This is a genomic window from Bradyrhizobium sp. JR3.5 (genome assembly GCF_054057015.1).
The window spans coordinates 5,114,311-5,131,468 of the sequence record NZ_JBSRYV010000002.1 but is presented as its reverse complement, the minus strand read 5'-3'; the positions used below and the strand labels follow the sequence as shown (position 1 = coordinate 5,131,468).

The 17,158-nt window shown below is 58.9% G+C and carries 17 protein-coding genes and 1 pseudogene; 8 read left to right on the top strand and 10 right to left on the bottom strand.

From position 1 onward, the window contains the following. Window positions 1-3: 3 nt before the first annotated feature. Window positions 4-573 carry a UPF0149 family protein gene (locus ACVWW1_RS41600; RefSeq protein WP_456660799.1) on the top strand — a complete coding sequence of 190 codons (570 nt, stop codon included), beginning with the start codon at window positions 4-6 and terminating at the stop codon, window positions 571-573. Here ACVWW1_RS41600 and ACVWW1_RS41595 read toward each other — a convergent pair whose 3' ends face one another. Both ACVWW1_RS41595 and ACVWW1_RS41590 read right to left on the bottom strand, forming a co-directional pair. Continuing rightward, window positions 574-1,002: a DUF736 domain-containing protein gene (locus tag ACVWW1_RS41595; RefSeq protein WP_456659891.1), complete on the bottom strand. Its 429-nt coding sequence runs from the start codon at window positions 1,000-1,002 to the stop codon at window positions 574-576. Between the two features lie 189 nt (window positions 1,003-1,191). Continuing rightward, window positions 1,192-1,803, bottom strand: a complete 612-nt coding sequence (locus tag ACVWW1_RS41590) for a hypothetical protein (RefSeq protein ID WP_456659890.1) — start codon at window positions 1,801-1,803, stop codon at window positions 1,192-1,194. A gap of 421 nt (window positions 1,804-2,224) precedes the next feature. Here ACVWW1_RS41590 and ACVWW1_RS41585 point away from each other — a divergent pair, with 421 nt between their 5' ends. From ACVWW1_RS41585 to ACVWW1_RS41570, 4 genes and pseudogenes are all read left to right on the top strand, one after another. Next, window positions 2,225-3,220 (top strand): hypothetical protein, encoded by a 996-nt coding sequence (locus tag ACVWW1_RS41585; protein WP_456660798.1) that lies wholly within the window; start codon window positions 2,225-2,227, stop codon window positions 3,218-3,220. Then, window positions 3,210-5,220, top strand: a pseudogene (locus ACVWW1_RS41580) (acyltransferase family protein). The gene ACVWW1_RS41585 and the pseudogene ACVWW1_RS41580 overlap by 11 nt, the downstream one beginning before the upstream one ends. Before the next feature lie 755 nt (window positions 5,221-5,975). After that, a complete protein-coding gene (locus ACVWW1_RS41575) occupies window positions 5,976-6,149 on the top strand; it encodes a hypothetical protein (protein ID WP_456660861.1) in 174 nt (57 codons plus the stop codon). 222 nt (window positions 6,150-6,371) lie between these two features. Then, window positions 6,372-7,100: a hypothetical protein gene (locus ACVWW1_RS41570; RefSeq protein ID WP_456659889.1), complete on the top strand. Its 729-nt coding sequence runs from the start codon at window positions 6,372-6,374 to the stop codon at window positions 7,098-7,100. 182 nt (window positions 7,101-7,282) lie between these two features. Here ACVWW1_RS41570 and ACVWW1_RS41565 read toward each other — a convergent pair whose 3' ends face one another. From ACVWW1_RS41565 to ACVWW1_RS41530, 8 genes are all read right to left on the bottom strand, one after another. Continuing rightward, window positions 7,283-7,804: a hypothetical protein gene (locus tag ACVWW1_RS41565; RefSeq protein WP_456659888.1), complete on the bottom strand. Its 522-nt coding sequence runs from the start codon at window positions 7,802-7,804 to the stop codon at window positions 7,283-7,285. A 233-nt stretch (window positions 7,805-8,037) separates the two neighbouring features. Next, window positions 8,038-9,417, bottom strand: coding sequence for a hypothetical protein (locus tag ACVWW1_RS41560; RefSeq protein WP_456659887.1), 1,380 nt, complete (start codon window positions 9,415-9,417; stop codon window positions 8,038-8,040). Window positions 9,418-9,547: 130 nt separating this feature from the next. Next, complete coding sequence (locus ACVWW1_RS41555) at window positions 9,548-9,736, bottom strand: hypothetical protein (RefSeq protein ID WP_456659886.1); 189 nt, start codon at window positions 9,734-9,736, stop codon at window positions 9,548-9,550. Next, window positions 9,696-10,574: a radical SAM protein gene (locus ACVWW1_RS41550; RefSeq protein ID WP_456659885.1), complete on the bottom strand. Its 879-nt coding sequence runs from the start codon at window positions 10,572-10,574 to the stop codon at window positions 9,696-9,698. The genes ACVWW1_RS41555 and ACVWW1_RS41550 overlap by 41 nt, the downstream gene beginning before the upstream one ends. Window positions 10,575-10,827: 253 nt before the next feature. Then, on the bottom strand, window positions 10,828-11,346 hold the full coding sequence (locus ACVWW1_RS41545; protein WP_429032484.1) for a hypothetical protein: 519 nt from the start codon (window positions 11,344-11,346) through the stop codon (window positions 10,828-10,830). A 120-nt stretch (window positions 11,347-11,466) separates the two neighbouring features. Further along, window positions 11,467-11,988, bottom strand: coding sequence for a DUF2285 domain-containing protein (locus tag ACVWW1_RS41540; protein ID WP_429032487.1), 522 nt, complete (start codon window positions 11,986-11,988; stop codon window positions 11,467-11,469). Window positions 11,989-12,046: 58 nt separating this feature from the next. Next, window positions 12,047-12,238 (bottom strand): transcriptional regulator domain-containing protein, encoded by a 192-nt coding sequence (locus ACVWW1_RS41535; protein WP_429032490.1) that lies wholly within the window; start codon window positions 12,236-12,238, stop codon window positions 12,047-12,049. A gap of 482 nt (window positions 12,239-12,720) precedes the next feature. Then, entirely contained in the window at window positions 12,721-13,233 is a 513-nt protein-coding gene (locus ACVWW1_RS41530; RefSeq protein WP_429032492.1) for a type VI secretion system ImpA family N-terminal domain-containing protein, read from the bottom strand. Window positions 13,234-13,950: 717 nt separating this feature from the next. Between ACVWW1_RS41530 and aepX the strand changes: the two genes are divergently transcribed. The 3 genes from aepX (at window position 13,951) to ACVWW1_RS41515 (ending at window position 17,152) form a co-directional block, all read left to right on the top strand. Further along, window positions 13,951-14,811, top strand: coding sequence for a phosphoenolpyruvate mutase (gene aepX, locus ACVWW1_RS41525; RefSeq protein ID WP_429032548.1), 861 nt, complete (start codon window positions 13,951-13,953; stop codon window positions 14,809-14,811). 310 nt (window positions 14,812-15,121) lie between these two features. Next, window positions 15,122-16,315 carry an aminotransferase class I/II-fold pyridoxal phosphate-dependent enzyme gene (locus ACVWW1_RS41520; RefSeq protein ID WP_456659884.1) on the top strand — a complete coding sequence of 398 codons (1,194 nt, stop codon included), beginning with the start codon at window positions 15,122-15,124 and terminating at the stop codon, window positions 16,313-16,315. 45 nt (window positions 16,316-16,360) lie between these two features. Then, a complete protein-coding gene (locus tag ACVWW1_RS41515) occupies window positions 16,361-17,152 on the top strand; it encodes a phosphocholine cytidylyltransferase family protein (RefSeq protein WP_429032496.1) in 792 nt (263 codons plus the stop codon). Window positions 17,153-17,158: the final 6 nt, after the last annotated feature.

Sequence of the window (17,158 nt, the reverse complement as noted above, 5' to 3'; positions counted from 1 at the left end):
TCGATGGCGGCCGCCGCCATGTCCCTTGTGGAACTCGAGCGATGGCTCCAGGCTCGCCTCGACTGGCAGCCCGCCGCCACCAGCCTTCCCGCGCTCGACGGCTACGTCGCCGCGATCGTGGCCGGACCGGTGTCGATGAGCCCGCTCGACTGGATCTGCCCGCTGCTCGCCATCGATGCCGATGCGTTCAATTACGGCGACACACCGGAATTCGCGGCGATCTCCGCCGTCGCATTGCGCCATAACGAGATCAGCCAGACCCTTTCGAGCACGCCGAAGCAGTTCGCGCCAATGCACCGGCGCGAAGCCAATGGCGATGTCGACATGCGTCCCTGGTGCCAGGGGTTCTACGCCGCGATGCGGCTCAGGCTGCCGGCGTGGGCGCCGTTACTGGACGCCAGCAACGTCAATCACCGCCTGCTGCGGCCCATCCTGCGGCACTGTCGCGACGATCAAGGCCGTCCGCTGCTCGGGCCGCCACCAAACAGCCCTGACATCTACGCCGATATTTCAGCGGCTGTGGAGGCGCTGCGCCAGTACTGGATGCCGATCCGCTACCCGCGCGGCCGCTGATCACCCCGGACGTGGGAGCTCATACCGGTTAAATTTGACGCGACGGTCATCTGCGCGGTTGGCGTAGGCGGCTTTCTTGGCCCTTGCCTTCACGCTGGTATTCGCAGCTTCGACGGCTTTCGGCCTGGAGCGGGTCCAGACCGAGGATGCCTTTTGGTCTTCGTCCATAAACATCACGGCGTTGAACGGAGCCGCAAGCAACGAACCGTCCAGCGAAAGCGAGATGAAGTCCTTATTGCGCTCGCTGGTGCGTTTCCAACCCGCGCCGAGTTCGACGTTGCCGTTCTCGGTTGGAGCCATAATACGGTAGTCGGGCTCCTTGTCACTGTTCTTCTCGTTCGGGACCCGCACGATGTCGAAGTTGAGGGTCAGAATGCCCGCGAGATAGGTGTCCGCCTTGGCGTCGTTGGCAAAGTTACCAATGATCACGTTCGTCTCCATTTAGGTTGCGCGACCGTTCCGATGACGGTCTTGTTGCCTCTGACCGCTGCGGACGAACGGAAACGGCAATGTGAAAATGTCAGAAACAGGCGTTAGGCCTAAATCCTCTCATTGCGTTCCCGAAGGGCGCGCATCGCGCGTCATTGTTCGGTTGCTGCAACATGGGGCGAACAAACCTTAAGTCGTCGGTCGGGGGGAGCGGAATGGACAGGACATGTCGGTAATGCGCGGTAAGGCAAGGTGCCGAACGACAATCGGATGGCAACGAAGATCCCCGTAGATAGTGCCATGCACAACAGCGACGCGATCAGTAAGGCGATCCCCCTCAGAAACAGCCTCCACCAAGCTCTTCAAGGAGGTTGCAATTCCCAAAACCCCTTGACCGAGGGGATCCGCCATTGCGGCCTGAACGACACATTCCAAATTCGATTGCCGCCATTCGAAGAAAAATGAACGCTGCTCTCGCGCCCGCATTATCTCGAATGCCATTTGCTGCATCAGGCACAATCGCAAGTCGAAGTAGATATCAAAAATTATGACGCAGCAAGACTGGATCGTCGAACCAGCTGTCGCGCGCGCGAAGCGTCCGCGATAGGCTTCATTGACGAAGAGCCCGCGCGTCGGCCACGCGAGCATCCGAGCTTCGATCGTCTGGGCGTCTGACGAACACGCGGTGTACCTGTGCTTGATCTGTACTTGGGGAGGGCTTCTCAAATCTCCTGTCCCGCGACAGCGGTCGTGCATTTGTCCGCCGTCCAACAAAGCCTTCAAAAACGCCGCACTTTTCATTCTCTGGAATCGTATAAGCAAGCTCATTGGCTTTTTTCTTGTATCCACCGGGTGAATACATTCAATTAGAAAAATCTATTATACCGATCACATCGAACGCTGCTAGTCAAAGCGCCGGCCGAGATAAAATTGAGGGCATAGCAGCTCGTGAAAATTGATTGTCGATTGCCGAGGGCCATCGGTCTGGCGTGCGCGCCCCTGCGGGCCGGCATGTCTCAATACAGAAGCTGACATTGCACGACAGCGAATTGGCGGCGTGCATCGAATCCGAATTCGGATACCAGAACGCTGCAAGAGGCGGCAATGACTATGACAGAGTACGGATCTAGGAAAACCGGGCCAGTAGAGCGCCTGAAACGAGCATATCGGGTGACAGCGTTTTGCGCGCAAACCACTTCGATTTCTCACCTTGCCTTTGCACATGCTCGTCAACTTGCTTTTCGAGTGTAAGGTTGGTCCACGTCTGAACTTCACTGGACCGCACTCAGTAGAACGTGCTGCGCACCTTCATCGCTGCAATTCGCGTGTCCAGCACCTTAAGCAGACCATCGGGCTGCAAATCGCAGGGGTTGCGAGACTGATCTACGAAGACAAGGACGCGGTGGCGACCCCGCTGCTCAACGAGCTCACAAGCGAGCTAATAGCGGCAGGGCTCGGGCTTTGCCCGGAACGCGACGAGCGAACCGGCAGCGCGATCTTGGGTGGTGGAGCGGCGCGACTCCAACAGGAACACAGCAGCGTATACGATCCAGATCAGCTCTCAGCTTTGGGACGAATTTTTGATGAAGCAGTCGCGGCATTACCGGCGAATATGCGAACTCCTGCCAACCGCACAGAGATCGCCAAACTTATTTTTGGACGTGCAGCCATAACTGAGGTCGAACCGGGTTCCCTCATTAAGTTGATAATCGCCATTTATCTCAGCCGTTTGATTAAGCATTGCTGCGTCCGGGTGGTTGGAGCGAAAGCGGATTTCTTTCAGCTGTTTAGCGGGCGTCTTGGTCTGCGAGAAACCAAGCCGGCGCAGCCGCGGGTCACTGAGGTACTGCCGTTCATAAGGTTCCAGCTCGGCCTCGCCGGATGCCGCATGGATGCGTTCGTTCAATGTCGCCGCAGCAAGAATGTCGGCATTCACAATTCCACGTTCACAATCTCGATGGGCTCGCCGCCAAAAGGGTTCAGCACAACGGGCGCGCCTAAGCTGCGAACGAACTCGCGCGTGGTTGCGATGGCCTCCGGTGTGGCGTGGCAATCAAGATCGCGAGCCATTTTCACCGGCGGATTGTGGCCGGCGGGAAATCGCGGAAAAGGCGGGCATTTCGACAGGAACGGTGCGGCCGAATTCACGCGCGACCTCGTCAGCGCGCTAGAGAAGACAACTGCGTTTCGCGCCTTGAGGAGCAAAGATGCACATTAGCGGTGGAGCAGGCGAGCTCAAGGTCGGTGGCGTGTGCACGCTTGGTGCCCGCACGCCGCATTTTCGCGGATATCGCCCCGACATCGACGGATTGCGCGCGGTCGCGGTCATTGCGGTGCTCGCCTATCACGCTTTTCCGCGACTGGTTCCGGGCGGTTTCGCCGGCGTGGATATCTTCTTCGTCATTTCTGGCTATCTGATCACCGGGATCATTCACCGCGAGATGCTGGACAAGCGCTTCAGCCTCGCCAATTTCTACGCCCGTCGCATCCTGAGAATATTTCCGGCCCTGATTGTCGTCATTGTCGCGCCCTTCATGCTCGGCTGGTTTGTCTTGCCGGCGGGCGAGATGGAAGCGTTGGGAGCCGACATCAGCGGCGCGGCGGCGTTCATAGAAAATTTCGTGCTTCACGGGCAGATCGTCGGATATTTCGATCCCAACGCGGAGCGCCTGCCGCTGCTGCATCTGTGGTCACTCGGAATCGAGGAGCAGTACTATATCGTGTGGCCGGCGGCGCTTTGGCTCATCTCGCGTTGGCCCGCGCGGTGCGTGGCCATTGTCGCGGCCCTTGCGCTCGGCTCCTTCGTTGTCTGCGTTCTGACGCCTCCGGTCGATTCGGCCTGGGCATTCTATTCGCCGACGACCCGAGGGTGGGAGCTTCTTGCCGGAGCTCTGCTCGCACTGTGGTCACGCAAGGACTCTGGTGTCGTCGGTCGTCGGTTCGACACCGCTCTCGCCTTTGCCGGACTGGCCGGCGTCGCCTTCGCGTTCTGTGGGCTCAGCGGCCGCTCGCCTTGGCCAGGCATCCTGACATTGGTTCCCGTGCTGGCAGCGATGGCCTTGATCGTGACAGCGGGCACGCTGGTTCATTGTCGTCTATTGTCGGCGCGGCCGATGGTTTTCATCGGCCTCATCAGCTATCCGCTTTATCTCTGGCACTTCCCGCTCATCGCCTTTGCCAAGCTGAACGCCGGTGTAGCAGCGGTGCCCGCGCTGTCGATGTGCGGGCTTCTCGTCCTCAGCTTCTTGCTTGCGTGGTTGACCTATCGCTTCGTCGAGCGACCCATCAGGTTTGGCAAGTCGACGATCGAGTTGAGGGTCGCACCTCTGATTGCCGCGATGGTGGGTACCTGGTTGATCGGAATTGTCGCCGTCAATACGCACGGCCTGCCGGTGCGCTTCCCGGAATCAATTCGTGGCTTCATGCTGTCGGGCAGCGAAACCTCGATCTCCTGGCGACGGGGCACGTGCCTGTTGGCGCTGCAGCCAGCGTCGGAGTTCGCTCCCGAATGCGCCGGTAACGGCGGTCATCCGCTGCTATTAATCTGGGGAGATTCGTATGGTGCGGCTCTCTATCCCGGACTCCTCCACTTTGCGCGTGAGCGAGGGTATGACGTTGCCCAATACACCGCTTCGGCCTGCCCGCCATTGATCGGATACACGCTCGCGGAGCGGCCGTTCTGCAGAAGCATCAATGACGATGTCGTCGCGCGAATTGGCAAACTGCATCCCGATGTCGTCATTCTCGACGCGACCTGGGGACAGGCCGAGCCGACGCTACGCGACGGATTTGCCGCGTACGATCTCACAGCTCAAGGCTGCGAATATCGCACGTATCGTTCTCATGGGGCCGCCGCCAAGCTGGCAAGGCGCGGGGTTGTCGGCGAATGTGCTTGATTACTACAGGAAAACAGGAACGGTCCTGCCGGCGCGGACCTTCTATCGCTCGAATGACGAGTGGACGCGCGGCAGGGATGCGATGCTGAGCGCGTTGTCGCACGAGCTCGGCATCCACTACATCTCGGTGCGCAATATCTTCTGCAATGACGACGGCTGCCTGACGCGGATCGGGCCAAACGAGTCGGAATTGACCGCATTCGACCCCGGTCATCTCACGGTGCCAGGCTCAATGTTCCTGGTTGGCCAGGCATCGGACGAAATGCTCAACCCGGCTGTGCCGCTTCCCCATCAATCATCGCCCGCAGGGATGCCGCCGTAGGAATGGATGATGGACCTCGTTCCGGCGATCGAGTGGTCCCCGCCGCTGCAAACGATGTGGCGGGATGATCTTTCCGATCCATCAACGACATGAATGAAGGTCTGACCGTTCAGCTCATAGCGGATGCAATGGCGTCCCACTGCTGTTCGCTTCAACGCCCAAAAAATCGATTTCAAAGAAATCGGCCAATGTATCGCTCCCGAGTCTGGCTTGGTTGCGTGAATCCAATGCCAGCGCCGGCATTGCTCTCGATTGCCACGCTGTGGGCGACCGCCACATGTCGGCGGACGGCTCCAAGCAAGGCCACACGACATCCGTGCGTCTTGATTTCTTGGGAACATCAATCTTCGTTAGCAATCTCCTTACTCGTGCGACCTTTCAAATCGGGGACAGGTTTGTTTTCCTGCCGCTCGCAAGGGAGCCGTCAAGTGGCACAGAAATTCAGCGTTTTTGGCGCGATTGAACGCACTTCCGCGTCCTGGCCGTGATCGATGATTGCACCGCGGGCCTGGCGGCGGTGGCCGACACCCGTGCTTACGAGAGCGGCTGGTGATTGAGCGGGCAAGCTGAAGATGATGGTCCGCGACTACGGCAGCGAAGCGAACTCACCAGCAACGCCATCCTGATCCTTGCTGGGGGACGTCAAAGTCATCAACAGGATGGGCGGGACGGGCCTCGTTCAATTTAGAAAGGCACGTGAGCGGGGCACTTTGGAAAAAAAGACCTGAATGTGAATCGTTCAGGAACGAAAGGCCGTGACCGAGCACAGCAACAAGCTGTCTGCAGCGCTGTACGATCTCGGCCTCAGTCGGCGCTTTGAGCACGAAGCGGGTAATGTCGAGGCGATCTGGTTAATTGGCCCTCCGGCTCTTGATCATAAGTCGGTCAACGATTTTCGAAAGGACGAGGGCTCGGCGAGCGGTCTGTAAGTTCAGGGCTGCGAACAACCGCAACTTCAAGCCTGCCAAGATGGCGAACCCTGCCGGCATGATCGGGGGTAGACGAGGAGCCGGATAGCGCGAAAACCCTCAAATCCGTATCCACGGAGCGGACCTGGGGGCTCGAAGTGCGATCCAATCAGGATCTGACCACGACCGCTCCACCTCAAAGCTGAACAAAGGGATCAGATAGTCCCTGATGATGATCGTGACATGAGGTTCGTTGGCCTCATCCTCGGTCAACCCTTTGGTCTCCTCTCCATCGGCATATCGAGCGGTCGCCTGGATCAAATGTCTCCTTCCGAAGGCGAACCTCACATCATCGAAAAGGAACAGGGCGCAAGGCTTCAACAGCCGAACTGCTGCGATGGCAGCCGCCAGATCTACATAGATCGAATGGCTGCCGTCGAGATAGATGATATCGAAAGTCTCCCGATTCCTGGCCAACCTGATCAGGTTGAACAGGTATGTCCCGACGTGATTTCCCAAAAACCTGATGTCTCGATCCGCGATGCCGGCCGCGGCCAAGTCGGCTCGACGTTCGGCGCAAACGTCTTCGAAGTCCAAACCCACATAGTGGATGCCGAGGTTGTCGATGGTCCTGAACCGCTCCTGTCTGAAGATTGGTCCTACGCCGATCTCGAGAAAGCGGCATCCCGGATTTTGTCCAAGGATGCGGAGCAGGCGCGTATGAACCGAGTGCCGATACGCACGGTAGTTGCTCGGCAGAGGATGGCCAGCGTCAAAGAGGATGTCGTTCATCATCGTCTCCCGGTTGCTCAGGGAATGTATTTCCGGCGTGGCGAACGCATCATCCAGCGCTTCATCTTCGGTGCTGCCGGAACCAGCACGATGGTCGACGTCACGCCGCTTTCAGCGAGAACAGCGGCCAGTGGACCGAGAAGGTCGGCTGTTGATACGACACGGTGGTCGCCGGCCTGATGGCGAGGGTGAACATCCGTGCAGTCGACGCACCGACACGTCCAGAATCTCGTCGGAGGCACGGGATCTGAATGATGTACCGTCGTCGGTCGATGGCGCTGACCATAGGCGGTCCGTGTTAAGGATAGCAGACGGTAGCGCTACCGCCGCCGGATACTCGGCGGTGCGAGAATCGGAAAAGATCACGACGGCAGCCAGAACCGTGGCGCGCCGGCGTACCCGGTGGTGCCGACGCTCAAACATAGGGCCGTGACAGCTCGACGGCGAGTGATCCTATCCTCCCTCCCCTTCTCGACGATCGGTCGACCAATGGCTCGAAGAAGGCAGGCTAGCCGGTCTGGGAGATCTGGCAGGCGACTCTCGCCGGAAGAGATCGGGGCAGAGGCATCGGTGGCCGGCACGACAAAATCGGGGCAGGGCTGTGGCCATTCTTGCGTGAATGCCTTGACCTCGTCGGCATCACATCTCTTCGCGTGAACGAGAACCGCGTCGGCACCGGCCATCCGACAGCCGTCGCACCGCTCAGGCCCGACTTCGCCCTCAAACGCGCAGACCATGGCCTCAGTACGGGCCACGGCGACGAAATCCGGGTCGTGGACACGATGCTTAATTGCCCGAATGCGTCCAAAGAATTCCATCGGATTGTTCAGCATATGGGTGTGGCTTCGGAATACGTTCATCTTTGGATCTCCTGTGATCGACATGAACGCCTCCGAAGCCGATCAGCTCGATCTGATGAGCGAAGCGCCGCGCACTGTTGACGTCTCGAAGCCAGACGAGCAGCGGAGCTCACGCCGCATCGGGCCATGACCTGGGCCGATGACACGACGAGACAAGGACGCTTCATTACAGTCTGCAATTCCAGTCCCGCGACCCTATCGCCGTCGATATTGCAAGCCCAAAAGCCCAGAGCGCGCCGAACTTGACGCAACGACATTCATGCCGGAACCTTGTCGATAGCGGGTGATGCGGCAGCTTCTCCTCGATCCGTCGTGACCGCCGCCAGGTAGCGAGCGAAGAGCGAGATCGTCCGGGTGTGCGATTCGAGGGTACTCTTACCGGTGCGGCCTGCCAGCCAATCGTCGAACAGTCTTCTGCGGCTAGCGCCGAGGTCGGCGTTTCGGATGAGTGTGTCGCGCGCGGGATAGAACTTCTCCCGAAAGGCGGCGCGGCCGAGGAAACCACCGTTCCGCCAAAGCATGATGTGCGCATGCTTGGTCAATTCCAGATGACCTTCGGTGCCCAACTGCAGCCGCTTCAGGATTCTAGCCTCAATCGCAGCGAAGGGACCTATATTCAAGCGAATGGTCTCGGACGGGTACCGCCCGTTCTTGTTGTAAACATTGCTTGGCAATTGCCGCCAGCTGCGCAGCGATACGCTGGTCTGCAGAAGGTCGAGCCGGAAGAGGCAGACGGTATTGCGGCTCCCGCGACAGCGTGCGGCTCCAGACGAGACGAGGTCCGTCTCTCCCCAAAACTGTGGGGAGGGAAACAGTCCAGGGACTGAAGCGTCACCGCGAAGCCGACGCACGAGATCAGGTCCGATCTGCCTGACCTGGTCGGCCGCTGTCGCTCGGTGGACATCGAGCTCGACCGTCAGGCTCCCAAAGTTGTCCTCATTGTGGGCTAGGAAGCTGGAGAGAAGGTCGACGTAGTGATAGCCGGAGTGGCAAAGCATTCCGTAGCCGTAACGGTAGGGATGGTCTTCCCGAGAGAGAATTTCCTCCTCCGTGTTCCACACCCCCTCGTGATGCTCGATACCAATATAGGTGACCGGCATCCCGAGACTGCGGGAGGCGCGGCGCACATACCGTCCAATCAATTCGTAGACTGCGTTGTAGCGGCGCGGCGCCATTACGACGCAACCGCCGCCAGTCCGATTGCAGATCTCCTTGAGCTCCGCAACCGCACCAACCAAACGGTTCGCTGCGGGGCGTCCATTCGAATCCATGGGAAGAACGATGGGCTTGTCGACCAGGCAATCAAGGCCAAGATCGAGGGCCGCGCGAAGATAGCCTAGATGGGCTTTCGGCTCGGTCGAGATAATTACCTTTGCGCCTGGACCTGCCAAGGCCGTAAGGATGTCCTTCCCATGGCCGGAATACCAGATCCCCTGTCGTCGAAGATCGGGTACATATGAGATGCTCAGCGGCTTGCATGCGCGGGTCAGAAAGAAGGAATCCAAGTCATCTCGCGCGCTCTCGAGCTCGACGGCATGGAACCCCGATGCTCGGCCGCTGGCAACGGCGTCCTCGATCAGAGGAATATACTTGGCCCGGGCATGAGGACCGAGCCCGACGAGGATGAGTTCTTTCATGTCTTCTGATATGCTCTCGCGTCAGGGCAGACCCCGGGTCGACCCGGCAGCCTCTGAAAGGCGGGACGTTACCTCCTCGAACACCGAGAACCGCCGACACGGAGATGGCTTCGGTTCATGGGTGGGCGGATCATGCGCAGGCAAGCGCACGGTTCTCGACATTCTTCAGGAGGGCGACCTGGGTCGGGCATTGGGCGCAGCCGCTGTTCGCCCGGTACTTCTTGAGAGCCGGCGAGGTTCGCCAAGCAGTCTCGAGGTCGAAGCCCGGCGATCGGATGTTACCGACGCGGAATTCTTGGCTTTCGGGATCCCCGACCACGTAAACGCACGGATAGACGTCGCCGTTTGTAGAGAGGTAGCCCGAGGCAGACCCCACAATTGCATTCAATGAATTTAACGTTCGGCCGCGGCTTCGTCGTGTCGACGAAAATCGGCGGCGGCAGTTCGAGGCGTACCGAGCTCTGCGCAGCCATTGCGATCAGGGCCTCCTGCAGCTCCTTCAGCTCCTCAGCTGAGCCTAAAAGCGCATCCTGGTTGTCGATGGCGACACCTGCGGCAAACATCGGCCTGATTTTAAACGAGTCGACGCCGATCGATGACAGTAGCCGATACGCATCGAGCGCTTCACCGACATTGTGCCGATTGGCGGTCATCCTGGCCTGCACCAAGGCCCCGCAATTGACTGCCTCGGACATCTGACGGAGTGCAGATTCGTAAACGCCCGGCTTGCGGCGGAAACGGTCCACGGTGTCCCTCTTTGCACCGTCAAAGCTGAATTGGAAGACCAACTTCTCTCGGCCGTCGAAGAGCGAGACGACATCAGAAATGGGAATTTGGCCGAGCCCCCCTGTGTTCAACTGGACGTGAAGGCCTCGCTTGTTCGCGTGGGCCATCAAGGCTGCGGAGCGCGGAAACACGATTTTGAGAAGCGGCTCCCCACCAGTTATGGTGATTTTTCTCAGGGAATATCTGTCGACGAGCAGGTCGACGAAATTTGTCATCTCCTCGATCGATAACTGTGATGGCTCCAAGAGCCTCTTGTATTGATCTCGATATTCTTCGGGAATATAGCAGTGGTCGCAGTGAAGATTGCAGTACAAAGATATGCTGATTCTCATGTGGTCGAAGACAATAGGAAGCGGATTGTCGAGTGGCATGGCGCCCTCCTGGGTTTGTCTCACCGAGGACGAAGCATGATCTGCGCCAGCGGGGACGCTACGGAAAACGACCAGCTTTTAGGGGCGCAATGTCGCGCTCCAAACAGCTTGGCGGGTTCTGGACATCAGGCGCGTTTGCTTTCAGACAGAAGCACGCCAATGCTTCCGCGCAAGCCAAAAGCTGATATTGGGATTCTCGACAAGCCGCCCGCCCCGACGCCTTTGTGACCGATGCGACACGATCGGCCGGGGGCTACTCGTCGAGCTCGTAGATGATCTTGCGCACGAAGATGCGGATCAGGCGCGGCTGGTGCGCATGTCGATGGACGGCGCATTCCAGACCGCCGGCAGGTCTTAGGCTGGTTTGAGAAACAGGGCCCGATCGATTTTCGGACGTGCCGTCGATACGGTCTGGCCGCCGGCGCGCTCTTCGATCTTTTCGCGCGGTTCCAACGCGCCTCCTGTTCGTGGGCGACATGGCGCGCTTGTCCCATACTCCTGCCAGCTGATGTAGCCCTCGTGGTTGTCCTTGATCAGGACATTCCACGCCCTCTCGGCGCTTGTCGACGCCGCTGACTTTGCGGGGATTACGCGCGTTCTCTGCCTCAACCGAAGACGTATGCGAGGGCGGATTGAGCAGGATCTGCATTACGCTGTGGTAGGCAGGCGCTTTCCAAGACAGTTTGCAGACGTCGACATTGCGCAGGGCAAGTGACGGCAAAGCGCTGTTGCAGCCAGGGATGGAGGATGCGGGGCTGAGCAAGCCGGTCATCCGCCAATTTCGTCTTACGATCCCAAGTGAAACCGAGGCAGATTGAGCCTCCATGGCTGCAGTCAGTGCTGCAAGGTGGCGCGACGACCAGCCGATCGGCCAAGAGCTCAGGAAGCGCCGTTACCTGTCCCTGCCCTTGCGACGGAGCAATGCGCGATAGCCGCCCCGCATGAGACGCAGCCCCATCTGGACCAGGCGAATGGTCCGGCTGCGCAGATCGTGTGTTTTCCAACCTCGATCCGGAATGCGAGGCTTGCCAAACAGGCCTTGCGCGATGTTGCGATAGCTGTTGCCCTCCAGCCACCCATCTACTGCACGCAAAGCGAGGATGTGCCGATGCCGGGTTCCGATCGATTGAACAAGAGGGGGTGGCCCAATGGGGTGCTGTTCGAGCGCCAACCAAAATCGATATGCAGCCTGCAAACGGAGGTCGAAATTGCGGTCGAGTGGCAAGTCGATGGCAACCAATGAACCGCTCGGTGGAAGTTCTGTTAGCCAAAGCCGATGCTTCGCCCCTCCCAGCGGCACGATGGCATGCCATCCATCCGGCGCTTCACGAAGCTCGCTGCCTGCCAGGTCGGCGAAATCAAGCTCGTACGGTTTGGACGCGGTCGAGCAGATCGCCGTGCGAACGGTTAGCACGGTCGACAGCGCCTCAGGCGACCAGAAAACAGCTTGTTTGTCGAACGTCTTTTGCGGATCAGCCGCGAAACGTCAGTCCCCACTTCCGTCGGAAGTGATCAGTCGCGCTGGATTGTTTGCTGCCGAGCAGGGTCCTGAAGTCTTTTTGATACTCGCGATCGCGACGTAGCCACTCCCAAGCAATGTCGACCGTTTCTGCGTTCTTGACATCGTGGTATGCGCTCTCTGATCTCCAGTCGACACCTGACATCGCACTATTTTCCCCGCGTGTTCCGAATGTACACGCAAGGAAACTGCAGGCATGTGACGATTTATGGTTGCGCTCATGCAGTTATTCAACAGTTGATGCACTTACGCGATGGAACGATCGACCTTTGCGATTTGAAAGGACTCACGTCCGCTTCAGATACCTTCAGTCTTTACTTTTCGGCACCCCGGCGCAGGAGATTGCGATAGCCTGCGCTGTCCACGGCGCGGTCAACGGATCTGGGTGACGCCTGCGAAAAGGTCGAATCCTGGCACGCCGAATGCTCTGAAGAGTCGCCAGGGCGCGACGCGCGGGAGGGCCGCAGCTTGCCGCAGCATATATTTGGCAACCTTCTCTAGAAGCAGCCCAATGCAAATGGCGCAAGGGATAGCGCTACCTTCCGTGCTGTTGGTGGAGCAGCCTCAGCCGGGCTGATATGTGTTCCGCCAATGCGGCTCCGGCCGGGCTCGGCAGCTCGCACTGCTTCAGCCCCATGCTTGGTAGCGGTGACCAGCGCGCACGTAGCCTGTTCGTATTATGATTGCAGCGCCCGGAGCATCCCCTCCAAAGTGACCTGCTCGCTGAACCAGCTTTCCGCTGAGTGGGCGAGCGAGATCATCAAGCGCATCATAGGCGGCGACGACCGCCGGAGAGTCGGCCGCGATCGGCACAATCCCGGCCACCGCCCGGACCAAGGCGACCAACGAGCCAATCGGCGAAAAATAGCCCCTCCCAATCCGCCTCCACCGTGCCGCGCAAGACGCCAAGGCCGCCAGCAAGACCCTCATATCCCTCGACCCGAAACAAACCATAGTCGCCCAACAAGCGACCAGAATGTCTTTTGACTGCTTCGCCAAGATATTGAGCGACAGCGTGCCGACGTTGTTCCAATCAACCCCAGTTGGTCCGCCGGCATCCATCCGCCGAACCTCGCCTTCGATCCACTTGAATTCGGCTGCATCACGAATATCGATGCCGGCAGGTTCCGGACCCGGCAAAGGCGCAGCGGCGCGAGCGCGCAGCGATGTTGTCGCAAACCATGACCAAATAATCGATCATGCTGACAATACCACACGCGCGTTGCGAGGCGTCGCGTCATTGGAACGGTCGACTTCGTGCTCGTCCCAGACAATCCAGTCAGAGCCGACGCTTTTGTAAGTCACCACTGCCGCTCCTTGCACAGGCGCTGCTCCGTACAAGCTCAATCAAGTCTTATGCCAATCGCATAGTTTGATTTGAAAATGCAATTTGCTCAATCGGAAGTGTCGTGGGAGCGGCAGCACGTTGCATAGCTGGCATCAGAGCCCTCGGGAAGGCTCAATCATTAACCCTCGAGCGTCTTAGGCTCAGACACACCATGCCCCCTCGTTCGTCCCGAACGTTTGAACGATCGAGGCTCGCGGAATGCTGGTAAACTGACACGGGCGGCCTCAAAACCGCAGGAGCACTGCAAGAGAACGCAGCTTCCGCCAGAAACGATGATCATCTGGTGATGGTCTGGCCTTAGCCGGAGTTCCTGCGCATCTACGGCGAGACCCCACAGTTTGAGGTCTCGTCAACTACTAACCCGCACAATTGATCTGGATGACAGACACATGTCACGTTCCCTGATGATCGTCGGTCGGCCAAGCACACAAGGACTCGGCATGCAAGACCAATCACCATCTGTCCTCGCCGACGGCTCCGTTCAATCTGGTGATCCGTCAATCGCCGAAATGCTGCGCGCTCAGATCTGCTGCAGCCGCGAACTCTCGTTCCTCATGGAAGCACATGACGGTCTCTCCGCCGCGATCGCTAAGCGCGCAGGTTTCAACGGCCTTTGGGCATCTGGCCTATCGATAGCCTCCTCTCTGGGCTACCGCGACGCCAATGAAGGATCGTGGAGTCAACTTGTCGACGTCGTCGAGCGGATCGTGGATTCGAGCCAGCTGCCGGTTCTGGTCGATGGGGACGGTGGGTTCGGCAACTTCAACAACGCTCGCCTGCTGGCGCGCAAACTCTGTCAGCGCGGCGCTGCCGGGATCGCGCTGGAGGACAGCTGCTTTCCGAAGATGAACTCGTTCGTTGGTGATCTGCATCCCCTCGCCGACATCGATGAATTCTCTGGCCGCTTGCGTGCCGTGAAGGATACAGTCGCGGGCGACTTCGTCCTTGTGGCCCGGACAGAAGCGCTCATCAATGGCCACGGAATGGACGAAGCAATCTCGCGCGCTCACGCTTACGCGGACGCTGGAGCCGATGCGATCCTCATTCACTCGCGACGGACCACCGCCGACGAGATCCTTGCGTTTGTGTGCGCCTGGCGGAACAGGCTGCCGGTGGTGATTGTTCCGACGAAATACTATCGAACGCCAGTCTCTGCCTATCGCAAAGCCCGCATTTCCACGGTGATCTGGGCCAACCACTCGATGAGGGCCGCAATAGCCGCTATGCGCCAAGTCTGCGGTCGCATCTTCGCTGAAGAGAACACTGCGAGCATTGAGCTCAATATTGCGACGCTCGACGAGGTCTTCGAACTGCAACGATACGACGAACTGGCCCGAGCGGAAGCGCGATATTCGCCTGAGCTGGGATGAGACGCCTTTCATACACACGACGGCAGCGATTCCGCAGGGCGCAGCTGACATGAAACCTTCTGCCATACGATCCAGCGCAAACGACGCGATGTGCCCTCACATCGGATATAGAGTAAAACGGCGCGGCAGCTCTTCCGCCACTCACCATCCTTGGGGCAATCCCTCGCCGTTTCAGCGACCATCCAATCATCCAAACAGTCAATGGGACGATGAACCGTCACCCTCAATATGAGCAGGTCCTCCTTTTGTAGCGGGCACGCTTCGCGCCGCAGCACTAATCGTGACATGTTGGATTAACGGAGGAGCGCACATGCTGGCGCAGCGCACAGCCCTGTTCAAGTCTTCGGACACCGCCGCGGCGTGGACCGCGGCCAAAGCAGCTGCCGCGAGCGCTGAGCAAATCATCGATTTGACCGCTGAAGAGATCCGGAGTGACCTAGCGCCGATGGTGCGAGAGGGCACCATCATCGCGATGATTAATCGCAATGTCGACCACAACACCGAGACAGGCGACCCGAAAGAGCTCCGCCACGCGATCGCTCGCAAAATTTCGACCGAGACCGGTCAACCTTGGTCGGCGGACGAAGTCGCAGTAACGGGCGGCTCCAAACATGCACTCTTCAACGCGGCTATGGTGCTTCTCAATCCCGGGGACGAGGTGCTCATCCCCGTCCCACATTGGACTTCTTTCCCCGCGCAGATCCTTCTGGCTGGCGGCACCCCGATCTTCATCGAGACAAGGGACAACAACTACGTGCCGAAGCTTTCAGATCTAGCTGCGGCAGTTACATCAAAGACTAAAGCGATCGTTGTCAACAGCCCGAACAATCCGACTGGCACGATTTACGACCGCGAAACTCTTGCTGAAATTGCCCAGCTTGCTATCGAGCGGGATCTCTGGATTGTGTTCGATGAATGCTATGCCGCTTTCGCCCATGCCCCACACATCCATCATCCGATCGTCTCGGTCGCTCCTGCGGCACGCATCCGCACTCTGATCGTTAATTCTTTCTCCAAATCCCTGGCCCTGACCGGCTGGCGGATTGGCTATCTCGCCGGCCCAAGAGCCGTTATCAGCGCAGCGCAGGCGCTACAACGCGATACGACCCACAACCCGAACCTCATTGCACAGCATGCACTGCTCCATCAGTTGAACTGCGGTGATGACGCCTTCCAACAAAAACTTCAACGTCAGGTTGGCGACGCGCGAACGCTTGGGCTCTTCATCCTGTCGACGCTAAGATCAATCCCCCAACCTGCTGCCCAAGGCGGATTTCACTTCTATCTCGATCTCAAAGGCTGGCAGCGGCGCACCAAGGGCCCCGGCCCCGAATTCAACGCCGATGACGTCGTTAACGTATTGCTGATGGACGCTGGTGTCGCGACAGTTTCGGGTACGGTCTTCGGCGATCCAGCCGGGGTCCGGCTCTCCTACGGCGTTGATCTTGGCTCGCTCGACAAGGGATTGCGACGTCTGTGCGCAACTCTGAACACGTGGAACTGAATTCCTGGCTCTTCGGCGTGCTTGGAATTGCAGAAGGTTAGCATTATGCCCGAATTTCCACGCCGTGCCATCGTCCTTGCGGCTGGTCTCGGCTCACGCCTGCGGCCGCTGACGGATCTGCGGCCAAAGCCACTCGTCGAGGTCAACGGCACGCCGATCCTGCACAACGCCCTGCGGAACCTGGAGGCAGTCGGCGTCGACGAGGTGACGATCGTCGTCGGCTACCGCAAGGACGCCATTCAATATGCGTGCGGCAGCCGCTTCGGCGGGCTTGCGATCAACTACGTCGAATCGATAGTTTTCGATCGCACCGGTAGCGCCTATTCCCTGTGGCTGGCGCGTGACGCGCTGCTTTCTGGAGACTGCTTTCTCCTCGAGGGAGACGTTTTCTTCGAGCAAGATGCATTGCGCCGCCTGATCGGCCCAGCGACCGATCTGGCAGCAGTAGCTCCCTTCGATGAATCCATGGAAGGGTCTGCAGTTCTTTTGTCGGATAACGGCTTCATCACAGGTTTCCGCATGAAGCAAACGGCGGCTAACCTTGTCACGGATGGCCCGCGGCTTTTCAAAACTATGAACCTACTACGTTTCTCGGCCCCGACCCTCAAGGCAACGATCGTTCCAGCCCTGGACGATATCATCGGGTCCGGAGCTACGCAGGCCTACACCGAAGAGCTTCTTGGCTATCTGGTGGAGAAGCGCGGCCTACAGCTCGCAGCGGCGCGATGCGATGATCTCAGGTGGTGCGAAATCGATAGCACCGAAGATCTGCGCATTGCAGAGCGCATTTTCTCACCGGCGCATGCCCTCGGCCAATCGTACGACCAGCAGGATTAGTGAGGT